General features: G+C 71.5%; 20 protein-coding genes and 1 riboswitch. Of the genes, 15 read left to right on the forward strand and 5 right to left on the reverse strand.

The annotated features are described in order from the left end of the window. The first annotated feature begins 91 nt into the window (after window positions 1-91). The 6 genes from GTW40_RS29260 (at window position 92) to GTW40_RS29285 (ending at window position 7,214) form a co-directional block, all read left to right on the forward strand. The gene (locus GTW40_RS29260; protein WP_161183148.1) at window positions 92-2,215 is read left to right on the forward strand and encodes a DNA topoisomerase IV subunit B; all 2,124 of its coding nucleotides are present in this window, start codon (window positions 92-94) and stop codon (window positions 2,213-2,215) included. Window positions 2,216-2,583: 368 nt separating this feature from the next. Beyond that, complete coding sequence (locus tag GTW40_RS29265) at window positions 2,584-3,168, forward strand: DUF1453 family protein (protein ID WP_161183149.1); 585 nt, start codon at window positions 2,584-2,586, stop codon at window positions 3,166-3,168. Beyond that, window positions 3,165-4,316: a histidine kinase gene (locus GTW40_RS29270; RefSeq protein ID WP_161183150.1), complete on the forward strand. Its 1,152-nt coding sequence runs from the start codon at window positions 3,165-3,167 to the stop codon at window positions 4,314-4,316. Before GTW40_RS29265 ends, GTW40_RS29270 begins: the two co-directional genes overlap by 4 nt. Then, a complete protein-coding gene (locus GTW40_RS29275) occupies window positions 4,313-5,002 on the forward strand; it encodes a response regulator transcription factor (RefSeq protein WP_161183151.1) in 690 nt (229 codons plus the stop codon). Before GTW40_RS29270 ends, GTW40_RS29275 begins: the two co-directional genes overlap by 4 nt. Before the next feature lie 74 nt (window positions 5,003-5,076). Continuing rightward, the gene (locus GTW40_RS29280) at window positions 5,077-5,625 is read left to right on the forward strand and encodes a DUF485 domain-containing protein (RefSeq protein WP_202486564.1); all 549 of its coding nucleotides are present in this window, start codon (window positions 5,077-5,079) and stop codon (window positions 5,623-5,625) included. Then, a complete protein-coding gene (locus tag GTW40_RS29285; protein ID WP_161183153.1) occupies window positions 5,622-7,214 on the forward strand; it encodes a cation acetate symporter in 1,593 nt (530 codons plus the stop codon). The genes GTW40_RS29280 and GTW40_RS29285 overlap by 4 nt, the downstream gene beginning before the upstream one ends. A gap of 91 nt (window positions 7,215-7,305) precedes the next feature. Here the strand turns inward: GTW40_RS29285 and GTW40_RS29290 are convergent, their stop codons facing one another. Continuing rightward, window positions 7,306-7,998 (reverse strand): response regulator, encoded by a 693-nt coding sequence (locus tag GTW40_RS29290; protein WP_161183154.1) that lies wholly within the window; start codon window positions 7,996-7,998, stop codon window positions 7,306-7,308. A gap of 172 nt (window positions 7,999-8,170) precedes the next feature. Between GTW40_RS29290 and GTW40_RS29295 the strand changes: the two genes are divergently transcribed. From GTW40_RS29295 to GTW40_RS29305, 3 genes are all read left to right on the forward strand, one after another. Beyond that, a complete protein-coding gene (locus GTW40_RS29295; RefSeq protein WP_161183155.1) occupies window positions 8,171-8,986 on the forward strand; it encodes an ABC transporter ATP-binding protein in 816 nt (271 codons plus the stop codon). Next, window positions 8,976-9,839, forward strand: coding sequence for an ABC transporter permease (locus GTW40_RS29300; RefSeq protein ID WP_161183156.1), 864 nt, complete (start codon window positions 8,976-8,978; stop codon window positions 9,837-9,839). The genes GTW40_RS29295 and GTW40_RS29300 overlap by 11 nt, the downstream gene beginning before the upstream one ends. Window positions 9,840-9,902: 63 nt before the next feature. Beyond that, window positions 9,903-10,958 carry an ABC transporter substrate-binding protein gene (locus GTW40_RS29305; protein WP_161183157.1) on the forward strand — a complete coding sequence of 352 codons (1,056 nt, stop codon included), beginning with the start codon at window positions 9,903-9,905 and terminating at the stop codon, window positions 10,956-10,958. Window positions 10,959-10,976: 18 nt separating this feature from the next. Here GTW40_RS29305 and GTW40_RS29310 read toward each other — a convergent pair whose 3' ends face one another. Together GTW40_RS29310 and GTW40_RS29315 are read right to left on the reverse strand one after the other, a co-directional pair. Then, a complete protein-coding gene (locus GTW40_RS29310; protein WP_161183158.1) occupies window positions 10,977-12,650 on the reverse strand; it encodes a sensor histidine kinase in 1,674 nt (557 codons plus the stop codon). Window positions 12,651-12,713: 63 nt separating this feature from the next. Further along, entirely contained in the window at window positions 12,714-13,655 is a 942-nt protein-coding gene (locus GTW40_RS29315; protein ID WP_161183159.1) for a sucrase ferredoxin, read from the reverse strand. 281 nt (window positions 13,656-13,936) lie between these two features. Between GTW40_RS29315 and GTW40_RS29320 the strand changes: the two genes are divergently transcribed. Continuing rightward, on the forward strand, window positions 13,937-15,031 hold the full coding sequence (locus GTW40_RS29320) for a GTP-binding protein (RefSeq protein ID WP_343245819.1): 1,095 nt from the start codon (window positions 13,937-13,939) through the stop codon (window positions 15,029-15,031). 33 nt (window positions 15,032-15,064) lie between these two features. On the opposite strand, the gene GTW40_RS29325 is transcribed toward GTW40_RS29320, so the two are convergent. Then, window positions 15,065-17,518, reverse strand: a complete 2,454-nt coding sequence (locus tag GTW40_RS29325; protein ID WP_161183160.1) for a DNA topoisomerase IV subunit A — start codon at window positions 17,516-17,518, stop codon at window positions 15,065-15,067. A 321-nt stretch (window positions 17,519-17,839) separates the two neighbouring features. Between GTW40_RS29325 and GTW40_RS29330 the strand changes: the two genes are divergently transcribed. The 4 genes from GTW40_RS29330 (at window position 17,840) to GTW40_RS29345 (ending at window position 22,672) form a co-directional block, all read left to right on the forward strand. Continuing rightward, entirely contained in the window at window positions 17,840-19,234 is a 1,395-nt protein-coding gene (locus GTW40_RS29330; RefSeq protein ID WP_161183161.1) for a pitrilysin family protein, read from the forward strand. Then, the gene (locus GTW40_RS29335; RefSeq protein ID WP_161183162.1) at window positions 19,231-20,619 is read left to right on the forward strand and encodes a pitrilysin family protein; all 1,389 of its coding nucleotides are present in this window, start codon (window positions 19,231-19,233) and stop codon (window positions 20,617-20,619) included. The genes GTW40_RS29330 and GTW40_RS29335 overlap by 4 nt, the downstream gene beginning before the upstream one ends. Before the next feature lie 246 nt (window positions 20,620-20,865). After that, a riboswitch (cyclic di-AMP (ydaO/yuaA leader) is annotated at window positions 20,866-21,024 on the forward strand. A gap of 12 nt (window positions 21,025-21,036) precedes the next feature. Next, window positions 21,037-21,780, forward strand: a complete 744-nt coding sequence (locus tag GTW40_RS29340) for a M23 family metallopeptidase (protein ID WP_161183163.1) — start codon at window positions 21,037-21,039, stop codon at window positions 21,778-21,780. 232 nt (window positions 21,781-22,012) lie between these two features. Continuing rightward, window positions 22,013-22,672: a GntR family transcriptional regulator gene (locus tag GTW40_RS29345; RefSeq protein WP_161183164.1), complete on the forward strand. Its 660-nt coding sequence runs from the start codon at window positions 22,013-22,015 to the stop codon at window positions 22,670-22,672. Between the two features lie 168 nt (window positions 22,673-22,840). Here GTW40_RS29345 and GTW40_RS29350 read toward each other — a convergent pair whose 3' ends face one another. Further along, the gene (locus tag GTW40_RS29350; protein WP_018547336.1) at window positions 22,841-23,122 is read right to left on the reverse strand and encodes an HPr family phosphocarrier protein; all 282 of its coding nucleotides are present in this window, start codon (window positions 23,120-23,122) and stop codon (window positions 22,841-22,843) included. Between the two features lie 187 nt (window positions 23,123-23,309). Here GTW40_RS29350 and GTW40_RS29355 point away from each other — a divergent pair. After that, the coding region (locus tag GTW40_RS29355) for a GNAT family N-acetyltransferase (RefSeq protein WP_237525807.1) at window positions 23,310-25,443 on the forward strand (2,134 nt) is incomplete at its 3' end.

Raw genomic sequence — 25,443 nt, forward strand, 5'->3', positions numbered from 1 at the left:
TCTACCAGGCATCGGTACCCTCTGAGCGGCGACCGAAGCCGGCCCCTTACCCATGAGGGGCTCATCTGAAATTCAGCGAGGAGCGAACCGCGTGACCGCCGATACGTCCGTGCCGTCCACAGCGCTGCTGGCAGGAGCAGACCGCGACGGTTCCAACTACACCGCGCGGCACCTGCTCGTCCTCGAGGGTCTCGAGGCCGTGCGCAAGCGCCCGGGCATGTACATCGGCTCGACCGACAGCCGCGGTCTGATGCACTGCCTCTGGGAGATCATCGACAACTCCGTGGACGAGGCCCTCGGCGGCTACTGCGACCACATCGAGGTGATCCTCCACGACGACGGCTCCGTCGAGGTGCGGGACAACGGCCGCGGCATCCCCGTGGACGTGGAGCCGAAGACCGGTCTGTCCGGCGTCGAGGTCGTCATGACCAAGCTGCACGCCGGCGGCAAGTTCGGCGGCGGCTCCTACGCGGCCTCCGGCGGCCTGCACGGCGTGGGCGCCTCCGTGGTGAACGCCCTCTCCGCGCGCCTCGACGTCGAGGTCGACCGTAGCGGCCACACCCACGCCATCGGCTTCCGGCGCGGCGTGCCCGGCGCCTTCACCGGCGAGGGTGCCGACGCCAAGTTCGAGGCCAGGAGCGGCCTCGTCAAGACCAAGAAGATCGCCAAGGCCCGGACCGGCACGCGCGTGCGGTACTGGGCGGACCGGCAGATCTTCCTCAAGGACGCCAAGCTCTCCCTGGAGAACCTGCACCAGCGGGCCCGCCAGACCGCTTTCCTGGTGCCCGGCCTGACCATCGTCGTGCGCGACGAGATGGGCCTCGGCGACGGCGGCAGCAAGGGCGAGGAATCCTTCCGCTTCGACGGCGGCATCAGCGAGTTCTGCGAGTACCTGGCCACCGACAAGCCGGTGTGCGACGTGCTCCGCTTCTCGGGCCAGGGCACGTTCAAGGAGACCGTCCCGGTCCTGGACGAGCACGGCCAGATGACGCCGACCGAGGTCACCCGCGAGCTGGGCGTCGACGTCGCCCTGCGCTGGGGCACGGGCTACGACACGAACCTGAAGTCGTTCGTCAACATCATCGCCACCCCCAAGGGCGGCACCCACGTCGCCGGCTTCGAGCAGGCGATCACCAAGACGATGAACGAGATGCTGCGCGCCAAGAAGATGCTGCGCGTGGCCGAGGACGACGTCGTCAAGGACGACGCCCTGGAGGGCCTGACGGCGGTCGTCACCGTGCGCCTGGCCGAGCCGCAGTTCGAGGGCCAGACCAAGGAGGTCCTCGGCACCTCGGCTGCCCGCCGCATCGTGCACAACGTGGTCTCCAAGGAACTCAAGGCGTTCCTGACCTCCAGCAAGCGCGACGCCGCCGCGCAGGCCCGCGTGGTCATGGAGAAGGTGGTCGCCGCCGCCCGTACCCGGGTCGCCGCCCGCCAGCACAAGGACGCCCAGCGACGGAAGACCGCCCTGGAGTCCTCGTCCCTGCCCGCCAAGCTGGCCGACTGCCGCAGTGACGACGTGGACCGCAGTGAGCTGTTCATCGTCGAGGGAGACTCCGCGCTCGGCACCGCCAAGCTCGCGCGGAACTCCGAGTTCCAGGCGCTGCTGCCCATCCGGGGCAAGATCCTGAACGTGCAGCGCTCATCCGTGACCGACATGCTCAAGAACGCCGAGTGCGGCGCGATCATCCAGGTCATAGGGGCGGGCTCGGGCCGGACGTTCGACATCGACGCGGCCCGCTACGGCAAGATCATCATGATGACCGACGCCGATGTGGACGGCTCTCACATCCGCTGTCTGCTGCTGACGCTGTTCCAGCGCTACATGCGCCCGATGGTCGAGGCGGGCCGCGTCTTCGCCGCCGTGCCCCCGCTGCACCGCATCGAGCTGATCCAGCCGAAGAAGGGGCAGGACAAGTACGTCTACACGTACTCGGACCGTGAGCTGCGCGACAAGCTCATGGAGTTCCAGCGCAAGGGCATCCGGTACAAGGACTCCATCCAGCGCTACAAGGGCCTGGGTGAGATGGACGCCGACCAGCTGGCCGAGACCACGATGGACCCGCGTCACCGCACCCTGCGCCGCATCAACCTCGCCGACCTCGATGCCGCCGAGGAGGTCTTCGACCTGCTGATGGGCAACGACGTGGCCCCGCGCAAGGAGTTCATCTCCAGCTCGGCGGCGACGCTGGACCGGTCGCGTATCGACGCGTAGTCGCTGCGCTCGGCTTCGGCCCGGGGCTTCGGTCGGTCGGGGTGAAGGTGCCGGGCGGCCCGAAGTGCTGGGTGGCCTGAGGCGCTGGGTGGCCTGAAAGGCGCCGGGCGGCTGTGGCAGAGCTTGGTAAGGGGGCGGGGAGGGCCTACGTAGGCCCTCCCCGCCCCCTTCGTATGTCCGTATGACTTCCCGGGGTTCTCCCCAGGGGTTTCCCCAGGGCGTCTCCACCCGTGGGTGGAGGGCAGGGCCGCCCGGGTTTCCACCCGTGATCCACCCCTGCTCCGATCTCCCGGCTCCCGGATCTCCGTACCTTCGAAGGCATCGGCAGCGCTCGCTGTCGAATCCCCCTCTCGCTCACGGAGGCAGTCATGTCCGGGCTGGTCAACGCGTTGGTGATCGTGGTCATCGCCGCCATTGTGATCGCGCGGCAGTTCCGGGCCCGCGCGGTCGACACCGACCGGCGCTGGTGGCTGCTGCCCGCCGTCCTCGCCTTCATGGCGCTGCGCGACCCGGGCATACTCGACGACCACCACCACGTGGGCTCGGCCGCCCTGCTCGCCGTCGAGATCCTCGTCGGCCTGGGCATCGGGGCCGGCTGGGGGTGGACCTCCCGGCTGTGGACCGCGGAGGATGGCGTCGTCTGGACCAGGAGCACCAGGGCGAGCGGGCTGGTGTGGATCGTGGGCATAGCCCTCCGCGTCGGTCTCTTCGCGCTCGGCCGCGGCTTCGGGATCCACCAGGACAGTTCCGCGCTCATGCTCGGCCTCGCCGCGACCCTGCTGGTCCGCACCGGGGTCCTGACCTGGCGGGCCCGGTCGCTGGGTTCCGCGACCGTCCTGCCGGGCGCCATGACCAGCTCGCCGGGCTCCGCCACCGACAGCCTGGGCACCACCACCGACCCCTCTCCCGCGTACGGTGACGGCACGCGGCCGGCCTGGAAGGAGCGCGTGTGAAAGAGAACATGTGGACCCGCTGGCCGTCCCGCGAGGCACTGGGCCGCGGTGGCACCTCCCAGGCCCGGCGGCTGTACTCCCGAGGCGTCAGGGTGCTGTTGCTCGGCCTGCTGCTGTGGGGAGCCTTCAGCCGGAGAGAGCTGAGCGTCGAGGGCGCGGCCGCCGCCGTCTCCGTGGTCCTGCTCACGGGCGCCGCGGCCTGGGGCTTCTTCCGGACCACCTACGCACACCGGCTCCTGCCCTCGCTGGCGCTCATGTCGACGCTGCTGGGCATCGCGGTTCTCGCGCAGGCCACCGGATTCGGCGGACCCGCCCTGGTGATCTGGTGCGGCTGCGGGATCACCGCGCTCCAGCGGCTGCCGCTCGGGGCCGCCATGCCGGTGGCGGCGGTCGCCCTCGCCTCGTACTCCGCGGTCAACAACGACGTGTGGATGACCACCGCCGCCACCGTGGTGGGGATGGCCCTCGCCGGGTACGTCCTGCGGCTGGACGCCGAGTCCCGGGGCAACGCGCAGCGGCTGCTAGCCCAGGAGCGGGCCGCCCGGGAGGCCGAGGCGGAGTCGGCGGCGCTCGGCGAGCGGGCGAGGATAGCCCGGGAGATCCACGATGTGCTGGCCCACAGCCTCTCCGCGCAGCTGGTCCACCTGGAGGCGGCCCGGCTGCTCATCGAACGCGGCGCCGACCGGGAACAGATCCTGGAGCGGGTGGTGGCGGCGCGGGGGATGGCCAGGGACGGGCTCGAGGAGACCCGGCAGGCGCTGTCGGCGCTGCGCGGTGAACTGAGCCCGCTGGAGGAGTTCCTGACCGGTCTCGTCAGCGGGACCGACGGAGCCGAGGTCACCGTCACGGGTGAGCGCAGACCGCTGACGGCCGAGTGCTCCCAGGCCGTGCGCCGGGTGGCCCAGGAGGCGATGACGAACGTCCGCAAGCACGCCAGGGGCGCCACGGTGCGGGTCCGGCTGGACTACGGCGAGCGCGAGGTGACGCTGGACGTCCGTGACGCGGGGGGCCGGCCGGGAGAACTCGCGGGGTCCGGCGGCGGATACGGTCTGCTCGGTATGCGGGAGCGTGCCGAACTGCTGGGCGGTTCGCTGGACGCGGGGCCGGACGAGAAGGGGTTCGCGGTGACATTGAAGGTGCCCGTATGACAGGGGCGGACGGAGGGCGGAAGGCCGCGCGCGTGGTGGTCGCCGACGACCAGACCGTGGTGCGGGAGGGAATCGTGATGCTGCTCGGGCTGCTGCCCGGCCTGGAGGTGGTCGGCTCGGCGCGGGACGGCGAGGACGCGGTGCGGCTCGTCGGTGAACTCGACCCGGACGTGGTGCTGATGGACCTCAGGATGCCCCGCTGTGACGGGGTGGAGGCCACCCGGCTCATCCGTGGCCGGTATCCGAGAACGCAGGTCGTGGTGCTGACCACCTTCGCGGACGACGACTCGCTGTTCGCGGCGCTGCGCGCGGGAGCGCGGGGCTATCTCACCAAGGACGCGGGCGGGGACGAGATCGTGCGGGCGGTGGAGAGCGTCCTGTCGGGAGACGCGGGGCTCGCGCCGAGTGTCCAACGCCGTTTGCTGGAGCGGCTGTCGGAGACCGGGGCCGTCGCCGCGCCGGAACCTCCCGAGGCGCCCGACGGGCTCACCGGGCGCGAGATCGAGGTGCTGGTGCTGATCGCGGAGGGGCTCACCAACCAGGAGATCGCGCGGGAGTTGCACGTCTCCACGGCGACGGTGAAGACGCACATCAACAACCTGTTCGCGAAGACGGGGCTCAAGGACCGTGCGCAGGCGGTGCGTTACGCGTACGCGAAGCGACTGGTGCGGCCGAGAGCGGAGTGACTTGCCTCACCTGATGGGGTGAAGTGGTACGTCAGGAGCTGTCGGGGATCTTCCCGATCTGTCCATCCTTGGGTATGCAGTCGAGCAACGGCCGGACCCACGGGGCTGAGGAGAGCCCCCGCGGTGCGGCCGACAACCAGGAAGAGCAGGGCGTGACTTCCCCCGATGTCCGGCACGAGGACCCTTGGCGCGACACGCAGACCACCGGCCGAGCCGACCTGGACGGAGCGGGCCGACCCGCGCCGACCGTGCCGGCCGCGCGCGGTGAGGCCGAGGCGGTGACCGCCCGGGCCCGGGATGTGTACCTCGAGGTGCAGCGAAGCGAGGCGTTCCAGGAAGTGCGCAGCCGGTACCGGCGGTTCGTGGTCCCGGCGGTCGCGGCCTTCTTCCTCTGGTACGTGGGGTACGTGGTCACCGCGACCGCCGCGCCGGGCTTCATGGCCAGGCCCGTGGCGGGGGCGTTGAACGTGGGAATGCTCGCGGGGCTGGGGCAGTTCGTCAGCACCTTCCTGCTCACCTGGGCCTACGCCCGGCACGCACGGCTGCGTCGGGACCGTGCCGCGCTGGAGTTGCGCTGGGACACCCAGGAGCTGACCCGGGGTGCCCGGGGAGGTGTCCTGTGACGAGTCATCACCAGACGCTGACGCTGGTGCTGTTCAGCATGTTCGTGGCCGTGACGCTGGGCATCACGACCTGGGTGAGCCGTCGGCGGCACGGTTCGGCGGAGGAGTTCTACGCGGGCGGACGGCTCTTCACCCCCCTGGAGAACGGGTTCGCGATCTCGGGGGACTACCTGTCGGCCGCCTCCTTCCTGGGTGTGGCGGGGCTGATCGCGCTGTACGGCTACGACGGGCTGCTGTACGCGGTCGGTTTCCTCGTGGCGTGGCTGCTCGTGCTGTTCCTCGCGGCGGAACTGGTGCGCAACTGCGGGCGGTTCACCCTCGCCGACGTGGTGGCCGCGCGGATGAGCGAGCGGCCGGTGCGGATCGCGACCGGGACGTCCTCGGTCACGGTGTCGGTGCTCTACCTGGTGGCGCAGATGGTCGGCGCGGGCAGTCTGGTGGCGCTGCTGCTCGGCCGGACCAGCGCGGCCGCGCAGGCGTGGACGGTCATCGGGGTCGGGGCGCTGATGGTGATCTATGTGTCCCTGGGCGGGATGCGGGCGACCACCTGGATCCAGATCGTGAAGGCGGTCCTGATGCTCGTCGGGACGATCGCGCTGACCGTGATGGTGCTGGTGCGATTCCACGGGGACTTCAACCAGTTGCTGGTGACGGCGGCGGAGCGCAGTGGGCACGGGATGCGGTACCTGGCGCCGGGGCTGAGGTACGGCGGGGGCTGGACGGCGCGGCTGGACTTCATCAGCCTGGGGCTCGCGCTGGTGTTCGGTACGGCGGGGCTGCCGCACATCCTGTCCCGGTTCTACACGGTGCCGACCGCGCGGGCGGCCCGGCGGTCCACGGTGTGGTCGATCGGGCTGATCGGTGGCTTCTACCTGATGGCGATCGTCCTCGGGTTCGCGGCGACGGCGGTCGTCGGCGCGGACACGCTGCGTGCCTCCAACGCGGCCGGGAACACGGCGATTCCACTGCTCGCGTTCGACCTGGGCGGCGGTGCCGAGTCGACCGGCGGCCCGGTCCTGTTCGCGATGGTGGCGGCCGTGGCCTTCGCGACGATCCTCGCGGTCGTCGCCGGGATCACCCTGTCCTCGTCGGCGTCGGTGGCACATGACCTGTACGCGTCGCTGCGGCGGCCGGCGGCCAAGGTGCGCAGTGAGGTGACCGTGGCGCGGGTCGCGGCGGCCTTCATCGGGGTCGTGGCCATCGCGCTGGGGCTGCTGGCCCGCAATCTGAACGTCGCCTTCCTGGTCGGTCTCGCCTTCGCGGTGGCCGCGTCGGCGAACCTCCCGGCGCTGCTGTACTCGCTGTTCTGGCGCGGGTTCACCACGCGGGGCGCGGTGTGGTCGGTGTACGGCGGGCTGGTTCCGGCGCTGATCCTGGTGGTGCTGTCGCCGGTGGTGTCGGGAAGTCCCGGGTCGCTGTTCCCGGATGTGGACTTCCAGTACTTCCCGTTGCAGAACCCGGGGATCGTCTCGATCCCGCTGGGCTTCCTGGCGGGCTGGCTGGGCACGGTCACCTCGGACGAGGTGGCGGACGAGGCCAAGTTCGCGGAGACCGAGGTGCGTTCGCTGACGGGCGCCGGGGCTGTGTGAGCACCGGCGGTTCACAGCACCGGCGATGGAGAACACCGGCGGCTCACGGCACCGGCGGCTCACGGCACCGGCCACCCCGCGCCCCGGACGGTCAGGGTGACACCCAGGCGTACCGGTGCTCGGGGCGGCCGGTGTCGCCGTACTTGAGGGAGAGGCGCAGGCGGCCGGACTGTTCCAGGCGGCGGAGGTAGCGCTGGGCGGTGGACCGGCTCAGGCCGGTCCGGATCGCCACCTCGTGGGCGGACAGCGGGTGTTCGGCGTGGTGCAGGACCTCACAGATGAGTTCGTTGGTGGGTTCCGAGTGGCCGCTGGGCAGGCCCGGCACGGAGGGGGCCGGGGCGGTGCGCAGGGCGCCGAAGATGCGGTCGACCTGTTCCTGGCCAGTCACCTGGCGGCCGCCGACGCGTTCCATGGTGCGGCGCAGGGCGGCGTAGGAGTCCAGCCGTCCGCGCAGGGCGGCGAAGGTGAAGGGCTTGACCAGGTAGTGCAGGGCGCCGAGGCGCATGGCCTGTTGGACGGTCGCCACGTCGCCTGCCGCCGTGATCATGATGACGTCGGCGCCGTGGCCGTGCTGCCGCATCCGGTGGACGAGTTCGAGGCCGGTGCCGTCCGGCAGATAGTGGTCGAGCAGCACCAGGTCGACGCTGCCGCGCTCGACGGCGGCCAGGGCCTGGGCGGCGTTGTGAGCGCGGGCGGTGACCCGGAAACCGGGAACCTTTCCCACGTACTTGGCGTTGATCTCGGCAACGCGGTAGTCGTCGTCCACCACCAGGACGTCAATCATGAGGCCCACCCTTCCCAGGCCGGCGTGCGAGGGGCCCGCGCGTTAAGCCCGTGTTTCGGCTCCGCAGTTCTAGCGTGAGCAAAACGAGCACAACAGCCTCTTGCGAGCAAAAGAACGGGTTGCGCTCACAAGACTGCTGCTGTGGCGGGGGCCACACCTACCGTCCCCCGGTATGAGCGCAGACACCAGCCCCGCCATCGAGTTGAGGGGCGCGACCAAGAACTTCAGGACGCCGTCCGGCGAACTGCACACGGCTGTCCGGGAGTTGGATCTGACCGTGGGGCGCGGCGAGTTCGTCGCCGTCGTGGGCCCGACCGGGTGCGGCAAGTCCACCACGCTCACTCTCGTCAGCGGCCTCGAGGAGCCCAGCGAGGGCGAGGTGCTGGTGGCCGGGAAGCCGGTCGACGGCGTGAGCGGCAAGGTCGGGTTCGTCTTCCAGCAGGACGCCACCTTCCCCTGGCGGACGGTGCTGGCCAATGTGATGGCGGGCCCCCGTTTCCGGGGTGTGCCCAAGGCGGAGGCCAAGGAGAAGGCCCGCGCGTGGCTGGCCCGGGTCGGGCTCGCCGCGTTCGAGGACCGCTATCCGCACCAGCTCTCCGGTGGCCAGCGCAAGCGCGTCGCCCTCGCGGCGACCTTCGTCAACGACCCCGAGATCCTGCTCATGGACGAGCCGTTCTCCGCGCTCGACGTGCAGACCCGGGCGCTGATGTCCGACGAGTTGCTGGAGTTGTGGGAGGGCACCGGGGCTTCCGTCGTGTTCGTCACCCACGACCTGGAGGAGTCCATCGCCTTGGCCGACAGGGTCGTGGTGATGACCGCCGGGCCCGCGACCGTGAAGCAGGTCTTCGACATCGACCTGCCCCGGCCGCGCAAGGTCGAGTCGGTGCGCCTGGAGCCGCGGTTCATCGAGATCTACCGCGAGATCTGGGCCTCCCTCGGCGAAGAGGTCCGCATCACCCGTGAGCGAGGTGCCGCGAATGTCGCCTGAGACCCTGTCCACGCCCCTGGTCACCACCGCCAAGCCCCAGGACCGCGCGCAGTCGCGGGCCCGAGCCGCCCGCAGGCGCAAGGTGGTCGTCGTGGCCGCCCGGATACTGCTCCTCGTGGCCGTGCTCGGCCTGTGGGAGGGGTTGTCCCGGGCGAAGGTCATCGACCCGTTCAACTTCTCGATGCCGTCGGCCATCTGGGACCAGATCCAGTCCTGGACACTGCACGGGACGGCGCTCGGTTCGCTGGGCGAGCAGATCTGGTACACGCTGTACGAGGCGCTGCTCGGCTGGTTCATCGGCGTCGCGGCCGGTGTCGTCCTCGGTATCGCGCTGGGCCGGGTCGCCTTCCTCGCCGACCTGCTCGGGCCGTACATCAAGGTGCTCAACTCGATTCCCAGGATCGTCCTGGCGCCGGTCTTCCTGATCTGGTTCGGGCTCGGCCCGGCCTCCAAGGTCGCCTCCGCCGTGGTGCTGGTCTTCTTCCCGGTGTTCTTCAACGCCTTCCAGGGCGCCCGCGAGGTGGACCGCAACCTCGTCTCCAACGCGCGGATGCTCGGCGCGAGCGACCGGCAGGTGACGCTCCAGGTGGTCATCCCCTCGGCCACCTCGTGGATCTTCACCAGCCTGCACGTCAGCTTCGGCTTCGCGCTGATCGGCGCCATCGTGGGCGAGTACATCGGCGCCACCCGGGGCATCGGCCTGCTCGTCGCCCAGTCGCAGGGCACCCTCAACTCCGCCGGTGTGTACGCCGCGATGGTCATCCTCGCGGTCGTGGCCCTGCTCGCGGAGGGACTGCTGACCTTCGCCGAGCGCCGCATCTTCCGCTGGAAGCCGTCGAACTCCGAGCAGTGACCGCTCCCTTCGAAAACCTTGTCCCACATCCCGCGCCGCCCCCGCTCACAAGGACGTGACCCCATGCGCACCCGATCCCGCGCCCGCCACACCGCCCTCGCCGCCGCCTGTCTGCTCGCCGTCTCCTCCCTCACCGCCTGCGCCAACGAGGTGGCCGGTACGACCTCTTCGGGCAGTGGCGGTCACGGTGAGAAGGTCAAGATCATGGTCGGCGGCCTGGACAAGGTCATCTACCTGCCCGCGATGCTCACCCAGCGCCTCGGCTACTTCCGCGACGCCGGGCTCGACGTGGAGCTGCTGACCGAGCCCGCCGGTGTCCAGGCCGAGACCGCGCTCGTCTCCGGCCAGGTCCAGGGCTGCGTCGGCTTCTACGACCACACTCTCGACCTTCAGGTGAAGGGCAAGTCGGTGGAGTCCGTGGTGCAGTTCTCGCACGCCCCCGGCGAGGTGGAGGTCGTCTCGGCCAAGCGGAAGGGCGAGATCACCTCGCCCGGTGACTTCAAGGGCCGCAAGCTCGGAGTCACGGGGCTGGGGTCGTCCACCGACTTCCTCACCAAGTACCTCGCGGTGAAGCACGGGGTGAAGATCAACGAGTTCAGCCCGGTCGCGGTCGGCGCGGGGCCGACGTTCATCGCGGCGCTCCAACAGGGCTCCATTGACGCGGGCATGACGACCGACCCGACCGTCGCCACGATCCTGGAGAAGAAGGCCGGCAGCGTCCTCGTCGACATGCGGACGCCCGAGGGGTCGGAGAAGGCGCTCGGCGGGCCGTACCCCTCCTCCAGCCTGTACATGCGCACCGACTGGGTGAACAGCCACAAGCCGACCGTGCAGAAGCTCGCCGACGCGTTCGTCCGCACGCTGGGCTGGATGTCCACGCACAGCGCCGACGAGATCGCCGCGAAGATGCCCGCCGACTACTCCCAAGGCGACAAGAAGCTCTACGCCGAGGCGATCAAGAGCACGCTGCCGATGTTCACCAAGGACGGCGTGATGCCCGAGAACGGGCCCGAGACCGTCGAGAAGGTCCTCAAGGCCTTCAACCCGAACATCAAGAACGCCGACGTGGACCTGAAGAAGACCTACACCACCGAGTTCGCCGAGAAGGCGGCCAAGTGACGGCCCGCTGAAACCCCCTCAGCGAGCCTCGGCGGCCGCGCCCCACTCGCCGGACCCGGCGGGCAGGGGCGCGGCCGACTCGTCTCCGGCCAGCGCCTCCGGCAGCACCACCGTGAACTCGGCTCCCCCGCCCTCCGCCGATCCCACCGTCGCGCTGCCGCCCTGCCGTTGGGCGAGCCGTCGTACCAGCGCGAGTCCGATGCCGCGCTTGCCGTGCGCGGGCGGCTCCTTCGTGGACCAGCCCTCGGTGAACACCGACTCGCGCCGCCCCTCGGGCACGCCCGGCCCGGTGTCCCGGACACGGAGGACGACCGTACGGCCCTCGGCGTACAGCTCGGCCTCCACGCGCGCGTGCGGGGTGCCCGCGACCGCGTCCAGGGCGTTGTCCACGAGGTTGCCGACCACGGTGACCAGCGCGCGGGGATCGACCAGCCGGTCCGGGACCCAGGTGCGTTCGGACAGCCGCAGGGCGACCCCGCGTTCGGCGGCGACGGTCGCCTTGCCCACCAACAGGGCGGCCAGCAACGGGTCCTGGATCTTCTCGGTGACCTGTTCGGCGGTGGCCCGGTGGTCCCCGACCACCTCGCAGATGAACTCCACCGCGTCGTCGTACATCTCCAGTTCCAGCAGGCCGAGCAGGGTGTGCAGCCGGTTGGCGTGCTCGTGGTCCTGGGCGCGCAGGGCGTCGATCAGGCCCCGGGTGGAGTCGAGTTCACGGCCGAGCCGCTCCAGTTCGGTGCGGTCGCGCAGGGTGGCCACGGCGCCGCCGTCGCCGGTGGGCATCCGGTTGGCGACCAGGACGCGCGGCCCGCGCACGGCGAGCAGATCGGTACCGGTGACCCGGCCCGTCAGCACGTCCGTCACCCGGCCCTCGCCCAGCGTCTCGTCCGGAGAACGCCCCACCGCCTCGTCGCCGAGATCGAGCAGCCGGGCCGCCTCGTCGTTGAGCAGCCGGATCCGGCCCGCGCGGTCGAGCGCGACCACGCCCTCGCGGATGCCGTGCAGCATCGCCTCGCGCTCCGCGAGCAGCGCCGAGATGTCGGAGAAGGCCAGGTCACGGGTCTGCCGCTGCACCCGGCGCGAGATCAGCCACCCGGCGAGCGCGCCCACCGCGAGCGCGCCCCCGGCGTACGCCAGGAGCCCCGGCACCGCGCTCACCAGCCGGGCGCGCACGCTGTCGTAGGCGATGCCGACCGAGACCGCCCCGACGATCCGGTGACCGTCGTCGTACAGCGGGACCTTGCCGCGCGCCGAGCGGCCCAGCGTGCCCCGGTCGATCTCCATGACCTGGGCGCCGGCCAGGGGGCGCTTCGGGTCGGTGGAGACGGGGTGGCCCACCTCGCCGGGGGTGGGGTGGGACCAGCGCACGCCCCGGGTGTCCATGACGACGATGTACTCGGCGTGGGTCGCGAGCCTGATCCGTTCCGCCTCGCGCTGCACCGGGCCGGTCCGGGTGGGCGGTGTGGTCAGGACACCCCGGGCGATGGCCGGGTCCTGCGCCGTGGTCTGCGCGATGACCAGCGCGCGGCGCATCGCCTCCTGGTCCAGCTGCCTGCTCAGCGGGGCGAGGAACAGCCCGGTCGCCAGGATCGCGACGCCCGCGGCGGTCGTCACCTGCATGAGCAGAACCTGCGAGAACATCCGCCGGGGGAGTCCGAGGCGGACACGGCGGGCGGGGGAAGCGGCACTCATGGCTGGACCGTACGCGCCGGACGCGCGCGGGCCCAGGGGTCGGGCAGGAGACGTCCTGGCTGCTCAGCCCGCCAGCGTCGCCGTTCGCAGCTCGTGGACGGCCACGGCGTCCAGTCGGCCCGGTGCCCCGAGCACCGTCGCGCCGCAGCTCTCCGGACGCGGCGGCAGGGACGCCGTCTGCTCGATGACGACGCGCCAGGCCCGGCCGTCCGTGTGGGTGACGGTGACCTCCCAGCGCGGGGCCGCGCCCTCGGTGCGTACGACGGAGAGCACGCCCGCCTCGTACACGCCCGCCGCCGACCGTACGGCCAACTCGGCGGCCTGGCCCGGGCGTTCCCAGGAGGAACAGCCCCGGTTGTCCTCGATCGTCACGCGCCCTTCCTCGGCGCTGTGCAGGGCCTGCTTGACGGTGTGGGCCTCGGCGCGGGCGTATGCGTAGCCGTACGGCAGGACGAGCACCGTCGGGGCGAAGCGATGTCCACCCAGATGAGTGACCTCCCAGACGCCCGGAACCCCGGAGGCGACGAGTTCGGCGGCCAGCGGGCGGCCGAGCAGGGCGCAGCAGCGGTCGCGCTTGCCGTTGGTGCACACGAGGGCGAGCGGGTCGCCGGTATGCGGCCGGGCGCCGAGCACCGAGACGAGGGAGCGCGGGTCGCCCGCGCCGAGCGCGGCGAAGTCCAGGCCGAGCAGCTGGTGCGGATCGCGGGTGGTGGCCTCGTACAGCCAGACGTTCCCGGGGACGGTGTGGGCCACGTACACCCGGCGCTCGGAGGGCGTTCCGGGGTCCGCGTGGCGCCCCGGGCGCCGGATCAGCACGACGCGCACCCCCGTGCCCTGGGCGGCCGCCTCCAGGGCGCGGCCCAGCGCGGGGTCGAGGTGGCTCGACGTGAGCGCTTTGACGCCCCACGGCCCGGGCTGTTCCAGCAGCAGCCACGTCGTCGCCGTGGCCGCCGTACCGGAAACGGGCTCGTCGAGGCTCCGGGAGACGGTCGCACACCTACTCACAGAGGTGAGCCTAACCTGACTTCCACCCGGGTCGCTCCCCGGCTGGGGTATGTCCGGCTTCCGATGCGGGTAGGACTCGGGGTTCACGGGTGGATCTCCACGAGAGGCTCCCGGGCCCGCCCGCAGCCCCTGCCCACAGGCCCAGCGCACAGCCTCCGCCCACAGGCCCGGCCCTGCGCATCCCCGCCCCTCGTATCCTGGTCGGACAGTCCGTCCGCCGGGCGCCGTGCCCCGCGCCGGGACGCCGTGCCCGGTGAGAGCCGAAGGAAGGGTGCCGCCCGGTGGGGAGCAGTCGTAGTCCGCAGCAGAACCCCGTCCCGCAGCAGAACCCGATCCCGCGGCAGATTCCCGTGGTCGTGCTCGCCGGGTTTCTCGGGTCCGGGAAGACCACGCTCCTCAACCATCTACTGCACCGCAGCGGAGGCAGCAGGATCGGGGCGCTCGTCAACGACTTCGGGGCGGTCGAGATCGACGCCATGGCGGTCGCGGGCGCGCTCGGCGACTCCACCGTCTCGCTCGGCAACGGCTGTCTGTGCTGTGCCGTCGACGCGAGCGAACTGGACTCCTACCTGGAGCGGCTCGCCGCGCCCGCCGCTGGCATCGACGTGATCGTCATCGAGGCCAGCGGGCTCGCGGAGCCGCAGGAGCTGGTGCGGATGGTGCTGGCCAGCGAGTTGCCCGGGATCGTCTACGGCGGCCTCGTCGAGGTCGTGGACGCGGCCGAGTTCGACGACACCCGCGCCCGGCACCCCGAGATCGACCGGCATCTCGCGCTCGCGGACCTCGTGGTGGTCAACAAGCTCGACCGTGCCGAGGACGCCGACAAGGTCCTGGCCGGAGTCCGCGCGCTCACCGACGGCGCCCCGGTCGTCGCCGCCACCTACGGCCGGATCGACCCGGAGTTCCTCTTCGAGTGCAGGCCCAGCGAGGAACGCATCGGCCAGCTCTCCTTCGACGACCTGCACACGGACGACGACGAAGACACGCACGCCTCCCACTTCCACACCGGCTACGACAGCCTGTCCTTCACCTCCGCCGCGCCCATGGACCCCCGCGCGCTGATGCGGTTCCTGGACAGCAGGCCGGAGGGGCTGTACCGGATCAAGGGGTACGTGGACTTCGGGGCGTACGACACCGGCAACCGGTACGCCGTCCACGCCGTCGGCCGTTTCCTGCGCTTCTACCCGGAGCCCTGGGCGCGGCAGGACGGGGACCGCCTCACCCAGCTCGTCCTCATCGGCTCCGGCATCGACACCGGCGCCCTGCGCAAGGAACTGGATGCCTGCCGGTCCGACGACTCCGCCCGACCCGACGAGTCCGCCATGTGGGGCGTCCTGCGCTATGTGCCGGGCTCCGAGGAAGAGCCCGGCACATAGCGGGCGGCACATGGCGGCCGGCGACAACAGCCGCTACAGCACCGGCCCCGCGACCACGGCCACCGCCTGCGCCAGCGACGTACCCGAACCGTCCCGTCGCGGATCCGGCTCGGGCAGCTCGGCCGGGAGGCCGTTCTTCTGCGCCGCCCGCGCCGGGACCGGTCCCGCCCAGGCCAGGGACAGACAGTCCTCGCCCTTCAGGAACCGCTGGCAGCGGACACCGCCCGTCGCCCGTCCCTTGCGCGGGAACTGGTCGAACGGGGTCAGTTTGGCCGTCGTGTGGACCGAGTCGTCCAGCGTGCCGCGGGAGCCCGCGACCGTGAACACCACCGCGTCGGCGGCCGGGTCGACCGCCGTGAACGAGATCACCTTCGCGCCCTCGGTGAGCTTGATGCCCGCCACACCGCCCGCCGGACGGCCCTGTGGACGCACCTGGTTCGCCTGATAGCGCAGGAGTTGGGCGTCGTCGGTGATGAACACCAGATCCTCCTCGCCGGTGCGCAGCTCCACCGCGCCGACGATCCGGTCACCCTCCTTGAGCGTGATGACCTCCAACTCGTCCTTGTTGGACGGGTAGTCGGGCACCACGCGCTTGACCACGCCCTGTTCGGTGCCGAGCGCGAGACCTGGTGACGACTCGTCGAGGGTGATCAGACAGACCACCGTCTCGTCGTCCTCCACGGACACGAACTCCGCCAGCGGCGCGCCCCCGGAGAGGTTCGGCGCGGTCGCGGTGTCAGGCAGCTTGGGCAGGTCGACCACGTTGATCCGCAGCAGCCGTCCGGCCGAGGTGACCGCGCCGATCTCACCGCGTGCGGTCGTGGCGACGGCCGAGACGATCACGTCGTGCTTGGTGCGGCCGCCGTCCTGCGGAACGGGTTCGGCGTTCGACGTACGGGCCAGCAGGCCGGTCGAGGACAGCAGCACCCGGCACGGGTCGTCGGCCACCTGGAGCGGCACCGTGGCGACCTGGGAGCCCGTGGACTCCAGCAGGACCGTGCGCCGGTCGGTGCCGAACTTCTTGGAGACGGCGGCGAGTTCGTTGGAGACCATCTTGCGCAGCTCGGCGTCCGACTCCAGGACGCGGGTCAGCTCCTCGATCTCCTGGTTGAGCCGGTCCTGCTCGGCCTCCAGCTCGATGCGGTCGAACTTGGTCAGGCGGCGCAGCGGGGTGTCCAGGATGTACTGCGTCTGGATGTCGCTCAGCCCGAAGCGCTCGATCAGGCGCTCCTTGGCCTGCGCGGAGTTGTCGCTGGAGCGGATGAGCCGGATGACCTCGTCGATGTCGACCAGCGCGGTGAGCAGGCCCTCCACCAGGTGGAGCCGGTCGCGGCGCTTGGTCCGGCGGAACTCGCTGCGGCGGCGCACGACCTCGAAGCGGTGGTCGAGGTAGACCTCAAGCAGCTCCTTGAGGCCCAGGGTGAGCGGCTGGCCGTCGACCAGGGCGACGTTGTTGATGCCGAAGGACTCCTCCATGGGCGTCAGCTTGTACAGCTGCTCCAGGATGGCCTCCGGCACGAAGCCGTTCTTGATCTCGATGACCAGGCGCAGGCCGTGCTCGCGGTCGGTGAGGTCCTTGACGTCCGCGATGCCCTGGATCTTCTTCGCGTTGACCAGGTCCTTGATCTTCGCGATGACCTTCTCGGGGCCGACCGTGAAGGGCAGTTCGGTGACGACCAGGCCCTTGCGGCGGGCGGTGACCGTCTCGATCGCGACCGTGGCGCGGATCTTGAAGGTGCCGCGGCCCGTCGCGTACGCGTCGCGGATGCCGTCCAGGCCGACGACCCGGCCGCCGGTGGGCAGGTCGGGGCCCGGGACGTGCCGCATCAGGGCGTCCAGGTCCGCGCCCGGGTGCCGGATGAGGTGGCGGGCGGCCGCGACGACCTCGCGCAGGTTGTGCGGGGGCATGTTGGTCGCCATGCCGACCGCGATGCCGGAGGCGCCGTTGACCAGCAGGTTCGGGAAGGCGGCCGGAAGGGCCACCGGCTCCTGCTCCTGGCCGTCGTAGTTCGGCGCGAAGTCGACCGTGTCCTCGTCGATGGACTCGGTCATGAGGCTCGTCGCCTCGGCCATCCGGCATTCGGTGTACCGCATGGCGGCGGGCGGGTCGTCGTTGCCCAGCGAGCCGAAGTTGCCGTGGCCGTCGACCAGGGGCACGCGCATCGAGAAGGGCTGGGCCATGCGCACGAGGGCGTCGTAGATCGACGCGTCGCCGTGCGGGTGCAGCTTGCCCATGACCTCGCCGACCACGCGGGCGCACTTGACGTACGCGCGCTCGGGGCGCAGGCCCATCTCGTTCATCTGATAGACGATGCGCCGGTGCACCGGCTTGAGGCCGTCACGGGCGTCCGGCAGGGCGCGGGAGTAGATGACCGAGTACGCGTATTCCAGATAGGAGCCGCGCATCTCGTCCACGACGTCGATGTCGAGGATCTTCTCCTCGTACGCGTCGTCGGGCGGCGGGGTCTTCGTACTGCGGCGGGCCATCGCTGCCGGCTCCTTGCTGAGGCGGTTGACGGATCTGACGCGGACCATTGTGGACCGAGGCACTGACACTGCGGGCCGCGCCCCGGTCCGAGAGGGGGAAAGCCCCGACGCCCGGCGGTCCGCCCGGTCCGGCCGTCGCGCGAGCCGGCGCCGTCCGGTACCGCGCCCGCCATGAGCACGTCTGACGCAGGCTACGCGATCCGCTCAGGGCGTACGTCCGGCGGGAACTCCGCCGGGCCCTCGCACGCTTTGCATACAGTGGCAGGAACGGCAGGAAAACAGCGGTTTCTTTCGACCGCCTCCGCTTGCGAAGGGACGTACATGCCCATGGGTCACACGACCACAGCCGAGGCAGGCTCCGGGGGCCTGACAGCGACCGAGCACCGCCTGGCCAACGGTCTGCGCGTGGTGCTCTCCGAGGACCACCTGACCCCGGTGGCGGCGGTCTGCCTCTGGTACGACGTCGGCTCCCGGCACGAGGTCAAGGGCCGCACCGGTCTTGCCCACCTCTTCGAGCACCTGATGTTCCAGGGCTCCGGCCAGGTCAAGGGCAACGGCCACTTCGAGCTGGTCCAGGGCGCGGGCGGCTCGCTGAACGGCACGACGAGCTTCGAGCGCACCAACTACTTCGAGACCATGCCCGCCCACCAGCTGGAGCTCGCCCTCTGGCTGGAGGCCGACCGCATGGGCTCCCTGCTGGCCGCCCTGGACGACGAGTCCATGGAGAACCAGCGCGACGTCGTCAAGAACGAGCGCCGCCAGCGCTACGACAACGTCCCCTACGGCACCGCCTTCGAGAAGCTGACCTCCATGGTCTATCCCGAGGGCCACCCCTACCACCACACGCCGATCGGCTCCATGGCCGACCTGGACGCGGCCACGCTGGAGGACGCGCGCTCGTTCTTCCGCACCTACTACGCGCCGAACAACGCGGTGCTCTCCGTGGTCGGCGACATCGACCCCGAGCAGACGCTCGCCTGGATCGAGAAGTACTTCGGCTCCATCGCGGGGCACGACGGCAAGCCCGCCCCGCGCGACGGCGGACTGCCCGAGGTGATCGGCGAGGAGCTGCGCGAGGTCGTCGTCGAGGAGGTCCCGGCGCGCGCGCTGATGGCCGCCTACCGCCTCCCGGAGGACGGCACGCGCGCGAGTGACGCGGCCGACCTCGCGCTGACGATCCTCGGCGGCGGCGAGTCCTCCCGGCTGTACAACCGCCTGGTGCGCCGCGACCGTACCGCCGTCGCGGCCGGGTTCGGCCTGCTGCGCCTGGCCGGCGCCCCCTCGCTCGGCTGGCTCGACGTGAAGACCTCCGGCGACGTCGAGGTGCCGGTCATCGAGGCCGCCATCGACGAGGAGCTGGCCCGCTTCGCGGCGGAGGGCCCGACTCCGGAGGAAATGGAGCGCGCCCAGGCCCAGTTGGAGCGCGAGTGGCTGGACCGGCTCGGCACGGTCGCGGGCCGCGCCGACGAACTGTGCCGCTTCGCCGTCCTGTTCGGCGACCCGCAGCTCGCCCTGAGCGCCGTCCAGCGCGTCCTTGAGGTGACCCCGGAGGAGGTCCGGGAGGTCGCCAAGGCGCGCCTGCGCCCGGACAACCGCGCGGTCCTCGTCTACGAGCCCAAGTCCCCGGAGGCGGTCGAGGACGCCGACCTGCCCGACGACCCGGAGCGCGAAGCCACCGTAGAGGCCGGCCACGACAACGAGGAGACGGCCAAGTGACCGAGCTCGCCACCATGGAGTTCCACCCCCAGCCGCAGCCGGGCGAGGCCAAGCCGTGGGCGTTCCCCGCCCCCGAGCGCTCGACGCTGGACAACGGCCTGACCGTGCTGCGCTGCCACCGCCCCGGCCAGCATGTCGTCGCCGTCGAGGTGCTGCTCGACGCGCCCCTGGACGCCGAACCGGCCGGACTCGACGGTGTCGCCACGATCATGGCGCGCGCCTTCTCCGAGGGCACCGGCGAGCTGAGCGCCGAGGACTTCGCCGCCGAGCTGGAGCGCGCGGGCGCCACGCTCGACGCGCACGCCGACCACCCCGGCGTCCGGCTCAGCCTGGAGGTCCCGGTCTCCCGGCTGCCCAAGGGCCTCGGCCTGCTCGCGGACGCCCTGCGCGACCCGGCCTTCGCGGAGAGCGAGGTCGAGCGCTTGGTCCGCAACCGCCTGGACGAGATCCCGCACGAGCTGGCCAACCCGGCCCGCCGCGCCGCCAAGGAACTCTCCAAGGAGCTGTTCCCGGCCTCCGCGCGCATGTCCCGTCCGCGCCAGGGCACCGAGGACACCGTCGAGAAGATCGACGCGTCCGCCGTGCGCGCCTTCTACGACCGCCATGTGCGCCCGGCCACGGCCACCGCGGTCGTCGTCGGCGACCTGACCGACATCGACCTGGACGCGCTGCTCGCCGAGACCCTGGGCGCCTGGACAGGCACGCCGGGCACCCCCCGCCCGGTGCCGCCGGTCAGCTCCGACGACACCGGCCGCGTGGTCATCGTGGACCGGCCCGGCGCCGTCCAGACCCAGCTGCTCATCGGCCGCACCGGCTCCGACCGGCACGACCGCGTGTGGCCCGCGCAGGTGCTCGGCACCTACTGCCTCGGCGGCACCCTCACCTCCCGCCTGGACCGCGTCCTGCGCGAGGAGAAGGGCTACACCTACGGCGTGCGCGCCTTCGGCCAGGTGCTGCGCTCCTCCGCCGACGGCACGGGCGCCTCGATGCTCGCCATCAGCGGCTCGGTGGACACGCCCAACACCGGTCCCGCGCTCGCGGACCTGTGGACCGTGCTCAACGTCCTCGCGGCCGAGGGCCTGACCGACGCCGAGCGGGACGTGGCCGTGCAGAACCTGGTCGGGGTCGCCCCGCTGAAGTACGAGACGGCCGCCGCCGTCGCCGGGACGCTGGCCGACCAGGTCGAGCAGCACCTGGCCGACGACTACCAGGCCGAGCTGTACCGCCGCCTGGCCGCGACCGGCACCGTGGAGGCCACCGCCGCCGTCGTGAACGCCTTCCCGGCGGACCGTCTGGTGACGGTCCTCGTCGGTGACGCCGCTCAGATCAAGGAGCCGGTGGAGGCCCTCGGCATCGGTCCGGTCACCGTGGTGTCGGCCGAGTAGCCACGAGGAGCGACGAGGAACGGCGAGCGGCGACGCCCGCACGCGCGCAAGGGGCCCTGACGGCCGATGACCCGTCAGGGCCCCTTCGTGTTCGACCCGGTCGGCAAATGTCCGGATTGATGCGGAGGTTGCCCGTCTGCCCTGTGTCGTGCGCTACAAATGCCCGGAGTCGTTTGAGTATCGGCCGCCGTCCCCATTAGCTTCTTCCGGGCTGTCCGTCAGGCAGTGCGCCGCGCCCGCGGCACCGGACAGCCGACGCCGAGTCCCCGCATGGCGCGAGCCAGGGGAGCCGGGGAACCATGTTCCCGAGGTGAATCGGGCACCCACGCGCGAGCGGGGGAGTCCGTAGGAGACCTTCCTCTCCGAACCTGTCAGCTAACCCGGTAGGCGTGAGGGAAGGAAAGGACCAGCCACCACATGGCGTTCATGTGCGCCACCGGGAAGCATCGCAGGCCCGGACGCGTCACGCGTACCACCGCTCGGGCGGCCGGAGTCGCGGCCCTCACCACCACCGGTGTCGTCGGCACCCTCACGGCCTCCCCGGCCCTCGCCGCCGACAACTCCGCCGAGCAGACCGGTCTCACCCCGGTCATCAGCGTCAACGACGACCTCGCCGCCGAGATCGACGCCCAGGCGTCCGCCCAGCGGGCCGCGGCCGAGCGCAAGGCCGCCCAGGAGGCCGCCGTCGCGCGCGTGAAGGAGGCGCGCGACGCCGAGATCCGCGCGGCCCGCGCCGCCGAGCGCGAGCGGCTGAACGCCTTCGTCGTGCCGATCGCCCACTCCTACGTCTCCACCGGCTACAAGACCGGCGGCTCCCTGTGGTCCTCCGGCAGCCACACCGGCATCGACTTCCACGCCGCGAGCGGGACGCCCGTCCACGCGGTCGGCGCGGGCACCGTCGTCTCCGCAGGCTGGGGCGGGGCGTACGGCAACGAGGTCGTGATCCGCATGGCCGACGGCATGTACACCCAGTACGGCCATCTGTCGTCCCTCGGTGTCACGGTGGGCCAGCAGGTCACCCCGGGCCAGCAGATCGGCCTGTCCGGCGCGACCGGCAACGCGACCGGGCCGCACCTGCACTTCGAGGCCCGTACGAGCCCCGAGTACGGCTCGGACATCGACCCGGTCGGCTACCTCCGCAAGCACGGCGTGGACGTCTGAGGCCGAGCCGCGTCTCACGCGGCACTCCAGGGAGCCCCGGTCCGCACCGCCGCCGGGGCTCCCGCCTTTCCGTAGCGTTTCCCGGCGCGTCGGGCGTCCGCCACCGAACCGCGCTGTCCAAAAAAGAGCCATGAATTCCGGTCCGCCGTCGGAAATTCCCGCGCATTGCAATAGAGTCACGGAACAGACGTCCGGCGTCGACGTTTCACGGGGATTAAGGCGGAGGTGGCTCATGCGTATTCCGGCGCATTCGGTGTGCACGGCGATCCGGGACGACATCGTCGCCGGGGTCCACGAGCGCGGCAGCCGCCTGACCGAGGAGGTCCTGGCCCGGCGCTACGGCGTCTCCCGCGTCCCCGTCCGCGAGGCGCTGCGCACGCTGGAGGCGGAGGGGTTCGTGGTGACCCGGCGGCACGCGGGGGCCTGCGTGGCCGAGCCGACCGAGCGGGAGGCGGCCGACCTGCTGGAGATGCGGCGCCTCCTCGAACCGCTGGGTGCCGCGCGGGCCGCGCAGCGGCGCACCGAGGCCCACCTCAAGGTACTGCGTGGCCTGGTCCGCCTGGGTCAGGAGCGGGCCAGGCGCGGGAACAGCGAGGATCTGCGGGCGCTGGGCGGCTGGTTCCACGAGACGCTGGGACAGGCCGCGGGCAGCCAGTCGCTGACGGCGATGCTCACCCAGGTACGGCACAAGATCGCCTGGATGTACACGGTGGAGGCCCCGGCGAACCCGGTCGAGTCCTGGGCGGAGCACGGCGCGATCGTGGACGCGGTGGCGCGCGGGGACGGCGACCGCGCGCGGTCGCTCACGGCGCTGCACGCCGAGCGCGCGGCGTTCGCGCACCGGCTGCGGCAGCCGCAACATGTTGTAAACACAGTGGGTCAGCGGAATTAACACGGGCGCTGTATACAAAGAACAGCCCTTTCGGTGGCGGTGTTTTCTGCTGCCCTTTTCTTTGTGCGCCGTGAATTCGAGAGCCCGTTTCGCGGCTATATGTAAAAACGCGGAAGCCGCGCCACCTGGAACAGGTGGCGCGGCTTCCGTGCTGAACGGAAACGAGACTCAGACGGTCTCGGGCAGCTCGTCCAGGCCCTCGGCGACCAGCTTGGCCAGACGCTCCAGCGCGGCCTCAGCGCCCTCGGCGTCGGAGGCGAGGACGATCTCCTCGCCACCCTGGGCGCCCAGGCCGAGGACGGCGAGCATCGAGCCCGCGTTGACCGGCGTGCCGCCGGACTTGGCGATGGTGACCGGGACGCCTGTGGCCGTGGCGGCTCGGACGAAGATGGAAGCGGGGCGGGCGTGGAGGCCCTCGGCCCAGCCGACGTTGACGCGGCGCTCAGCCATGTGATGCTGCCCTTCAGTCTCTCAGGTTGTCTAGACCAGTTTCCCATACGGGGAACCGTGTCCGGAGCGGCACTTCACCCCTCCGGAACCTCTCTGTACCGGTCGTCGGACCGCGGCCTCAGCCCGACTTCCGTTCCCCACAGGTTGCCTCGCGCCGTTGTCGTACGCGAGCCGTACTCTGGGGCCCATGCAGACCCCGGCGGACCGGCAGGACCGGCACGAGTACCCCGCCCACTGGGAGGCGGACGTGGTGCTGCGCGACGGTGGCACCGCGCGCATCCGGCCCATCACGGCCGACGACGCCGATCGCCTCGTCAGCTTCTACGAGCAGGTCTCCGACGAGTCGAAGTACTACCGCTTCTTCGCCCCGTACCCCCGGCTCTCCGCCAAGGACGTCCACCGCTTCACGCACCACGACTTCGTGGACCGTGTGGGGCTCGCCGCCACGGTCGGCGGCGAGTTCATCGCCACCGTACGCTACGACCGGATCGGCGCCGACGGCATGGCCGCCTCCGCACCGGCCGACGAGGCGGAGGTCGCTTTCCTGGTGCAGGACGCGCACCAGGGGAGGGGTGTCGCCTCCGCGCTCCTGGAGCACATCGCGGCCGTCGCGCGCGAGCGGGGCATCCGCCGGTTCGCCGCCGAGGTGCTGCCCGCCAACACCAAGATGATCAAGGTGTTCACCGACGCCGGGTACACCCAGAAGCGGAGCTTCGAGGACGGGGTCGTCCGGCTGGAGTTCGACCTCGAACCCACGGACCGCTCCCTCGCGGTGCAGCGGGCGCGGGAACAGCGGGCGGAGGCGCGGTCGGTACGGCGGCTGCTCGCGCCCGGGTCCGTCGCGGTCATCGGCGTCGGCCGCGCGCCGGGCGGGGTCGGGCGCAGCGTGCTCGGCAACATCCGCGACGCCGGGTACCGGGGGCCGCTGCACGCCGTCAACTGCGCCTTCCCCGAGGACGTCAAGGAGATCGACGGGGTCCGGGCGTACCGCTCGGTGCGGGACATCGAGGGTCCAGTGGACCTCGCGGTCGTGGCCGTCCCCGCCGACCGCGTGCCCGCCGTCGTCGCCGAGTGCGGGGCGCACGGGGTGCAGGGTCTGGTCGTGCTCTCCGCCGGGTACGCCGAGATCGGGCCCGAGGGGCGGGAGCGGCAGCGGGCGCTGGTGCGGCAGGCGCGGGCGTACGGGATGCGGATCATCGGGCCGAACGCCTTCGGGGTCATCAACACGGCGTCCGGCGTCCGCCTCAACGCCTCCCTGGCACCGGAGATGCCCCGGCCCGGCCGGATCGGGATGTTCGCGCAGTCCGGTGCCATCGGAATAGCCCTTCTCTCCCGGCTGCACCGGCGCGGGGGCGGGATCACCGGGGTCACCGGTGTCTCCACCTTCGTCTCCTCCGGCAACCGCGCCGACGTCTCCGGCAACGACGTCCTGCAGTACTGGTTCGACGACCCCGACACCGATGTCGTCCTGATGTACCTGGAGTCCATCGGCAACCCGCGCAAGTTCACGCGGCTCGCCCGGCGTACGGCCGCCGCCAAGCCGCTGGTGGTGGTCCAGGGCGCGGGCTCGGCTCCGCAGGGCCACGCGGTGCGCGCCACCCGGCTCCCGCACGACACGGTGTCCGCGCTGCTCCGCCAGGCAGGCGTCATCCGCGTCGACACGATCACGGAACTGGTCGACGCGGGGCTCCTGTTGGCCCGTCAGCCCCTCCCCGCGGGCCCCCGCGTCGCGATCCTCGGCAACTCCGAGTCCCTCGGCATGCTCACCTACGACCGCTGCCTGGCCGAGGGCCTCGAACCCGCCACCCCGATCGACCTGACGACCTCGGCCACGGCCGCCGACTTCCACCGCGCCCTGTCCCACGCCCTGGCGGACGACACCTCCGACGCGGTAGTCGTGACGGCGATCCCGGCGATCGGGGAGGCGTCCCCGGACGACGTGGAGCTGGCGGAGGCGCTGCGGACGGCTGCCGCCGCGGCGCCGGAGAAGCCGGTGCTGGTGGTCCATGTGGAGCTGGGCGGGCTGGCGGAGGCGTTGTCGCTGGCTACTAGTACGGCACCGGTGCCGCTGCCTCCGGCGGACGGAGCGGGTTCTTCCCCCCTGGAGACGGAGGGCGCCGCGTCCGCTGTGGTGGGCGGGACGGTGTCCGCCGCAGAGGGAACGGGCAACGCCGAGGGGGCCGCTGCCGCGCGCGACCGAGCAGCCGAGCGGCACTCCGCCGCCACCCCCACGCCCCCCGTCCGGCCACCCGCCGTACGCGGCACGCCCCCGACGCCAGGCACCCCTGCCTCCGGCGCCCCGGCGCGGAGCGGGGCCACCC

The sequence above is a fragment of the Streptomyces sp. SID4985 genome, assembly GCF_009863025.1.
Classification (GTDB): domain Bacteria; phylum Actinomycetota; class Actinomycetes; order Streptomycetales; family Streptomycetaceae; genus Streptomyces.

Excerpts from the sequence above, each read along its gene's own strand:
- GTW40_RS29265 (WP_161183149.1), top strand. The coding sequence starts at position 2,584 with ATGTCCGGGCTGGTCAACGCGTTGGTGATCGTGGTCATCGCCGCCATT.
- GTW40_RS29275 (WP_161183151.1), top strand. The coding sequence starts at position 4,313 with ATGACAGGGGCGGACGGAGGGCGGAAGGCCGCGCGCGTGGTGGTCGCC.
- GTW40_RS29280 (WP_202486564.1), top strand. The coding sequence starts at position 5,077 with ATGCAGTCGAGCAACGGCCGGACCCACGGGGCTGAGGAGAGCCCCCGC.
- GTW40_RS29290 (WP_161183154.1), bottom strand. The coding sequence starts at position 7,998 with ATGATTGACGTCCTGGTGGTGGACGACGACTACCGCGTTGCCGAGATC.
- GTW40_RS29295 (WP_161183155.1), top strand. The coding sequence starts at position 8,171 with ATGAGCGCAGACACCAGCCCCGCCATCGAGTTGAGGGGCGCGACCAAG.
- GTW40_RS29300 (WP_161183156.1), top strand. The coding sequence starts at position 8,976 with ATGTCGCCTGAGACCCTGTCCACGCCCCTGGTCACCACCGCCAAGCCC.
- GTW40_RS29305 (WP_161183157.1), top strand. The coding sequence starts at position 9,903 with ATGCGCACCCGATCCCGCGCCCGCCACACCGCCCTCGCCGCCGCCTGT.
- GTW40_RS29310 (WP_161183158.1), bottom strand. The coding sequence starts at position 12,650 with ATGAGTGCCGCTTCCCCCGCCCGCCGTGTCCGCCTCGGACTCCCCCGG.
- GTW40_RS29325 (WP_161183160.1), bottom strand. The coding sequence starts at position 17,518 with ATGGCCCGCCGCAGTACGAAGACCCCGCCGCCCGACGACGCGTACGAG.
- GTW40_RS29330 (WP_161183161.1), top strand. The coding sequence starts at position 17,840 with ATGCCCATGGGTCACACGACCACAGCCGAGGCAGGCTCCGGGGGCCTG.
- GTW40_RS29340 (WP_161183163.1), top strand. The coding sequence starts at position 21,037 with ATGGCGTTCATGTGCGCCACCGGGAAGCATCGCAGGCCCGGACGCGTC.
- GTW40_RS29345 (WP_161183164.1), top strand. The coding sequence starts at position 22,013 with ATGCGTATTCCGGCGCATTCGGTGTGCACGGCGATCCGGGACGACATC.
- GTW40_RS29350 (WP_018547336.1), bottom strand. The coding sequence starts at position 23,122 with ATGGCTGAGCGCCGCGTCAACGTCGGCTGGGCCGAGGGCCTCCACGCC.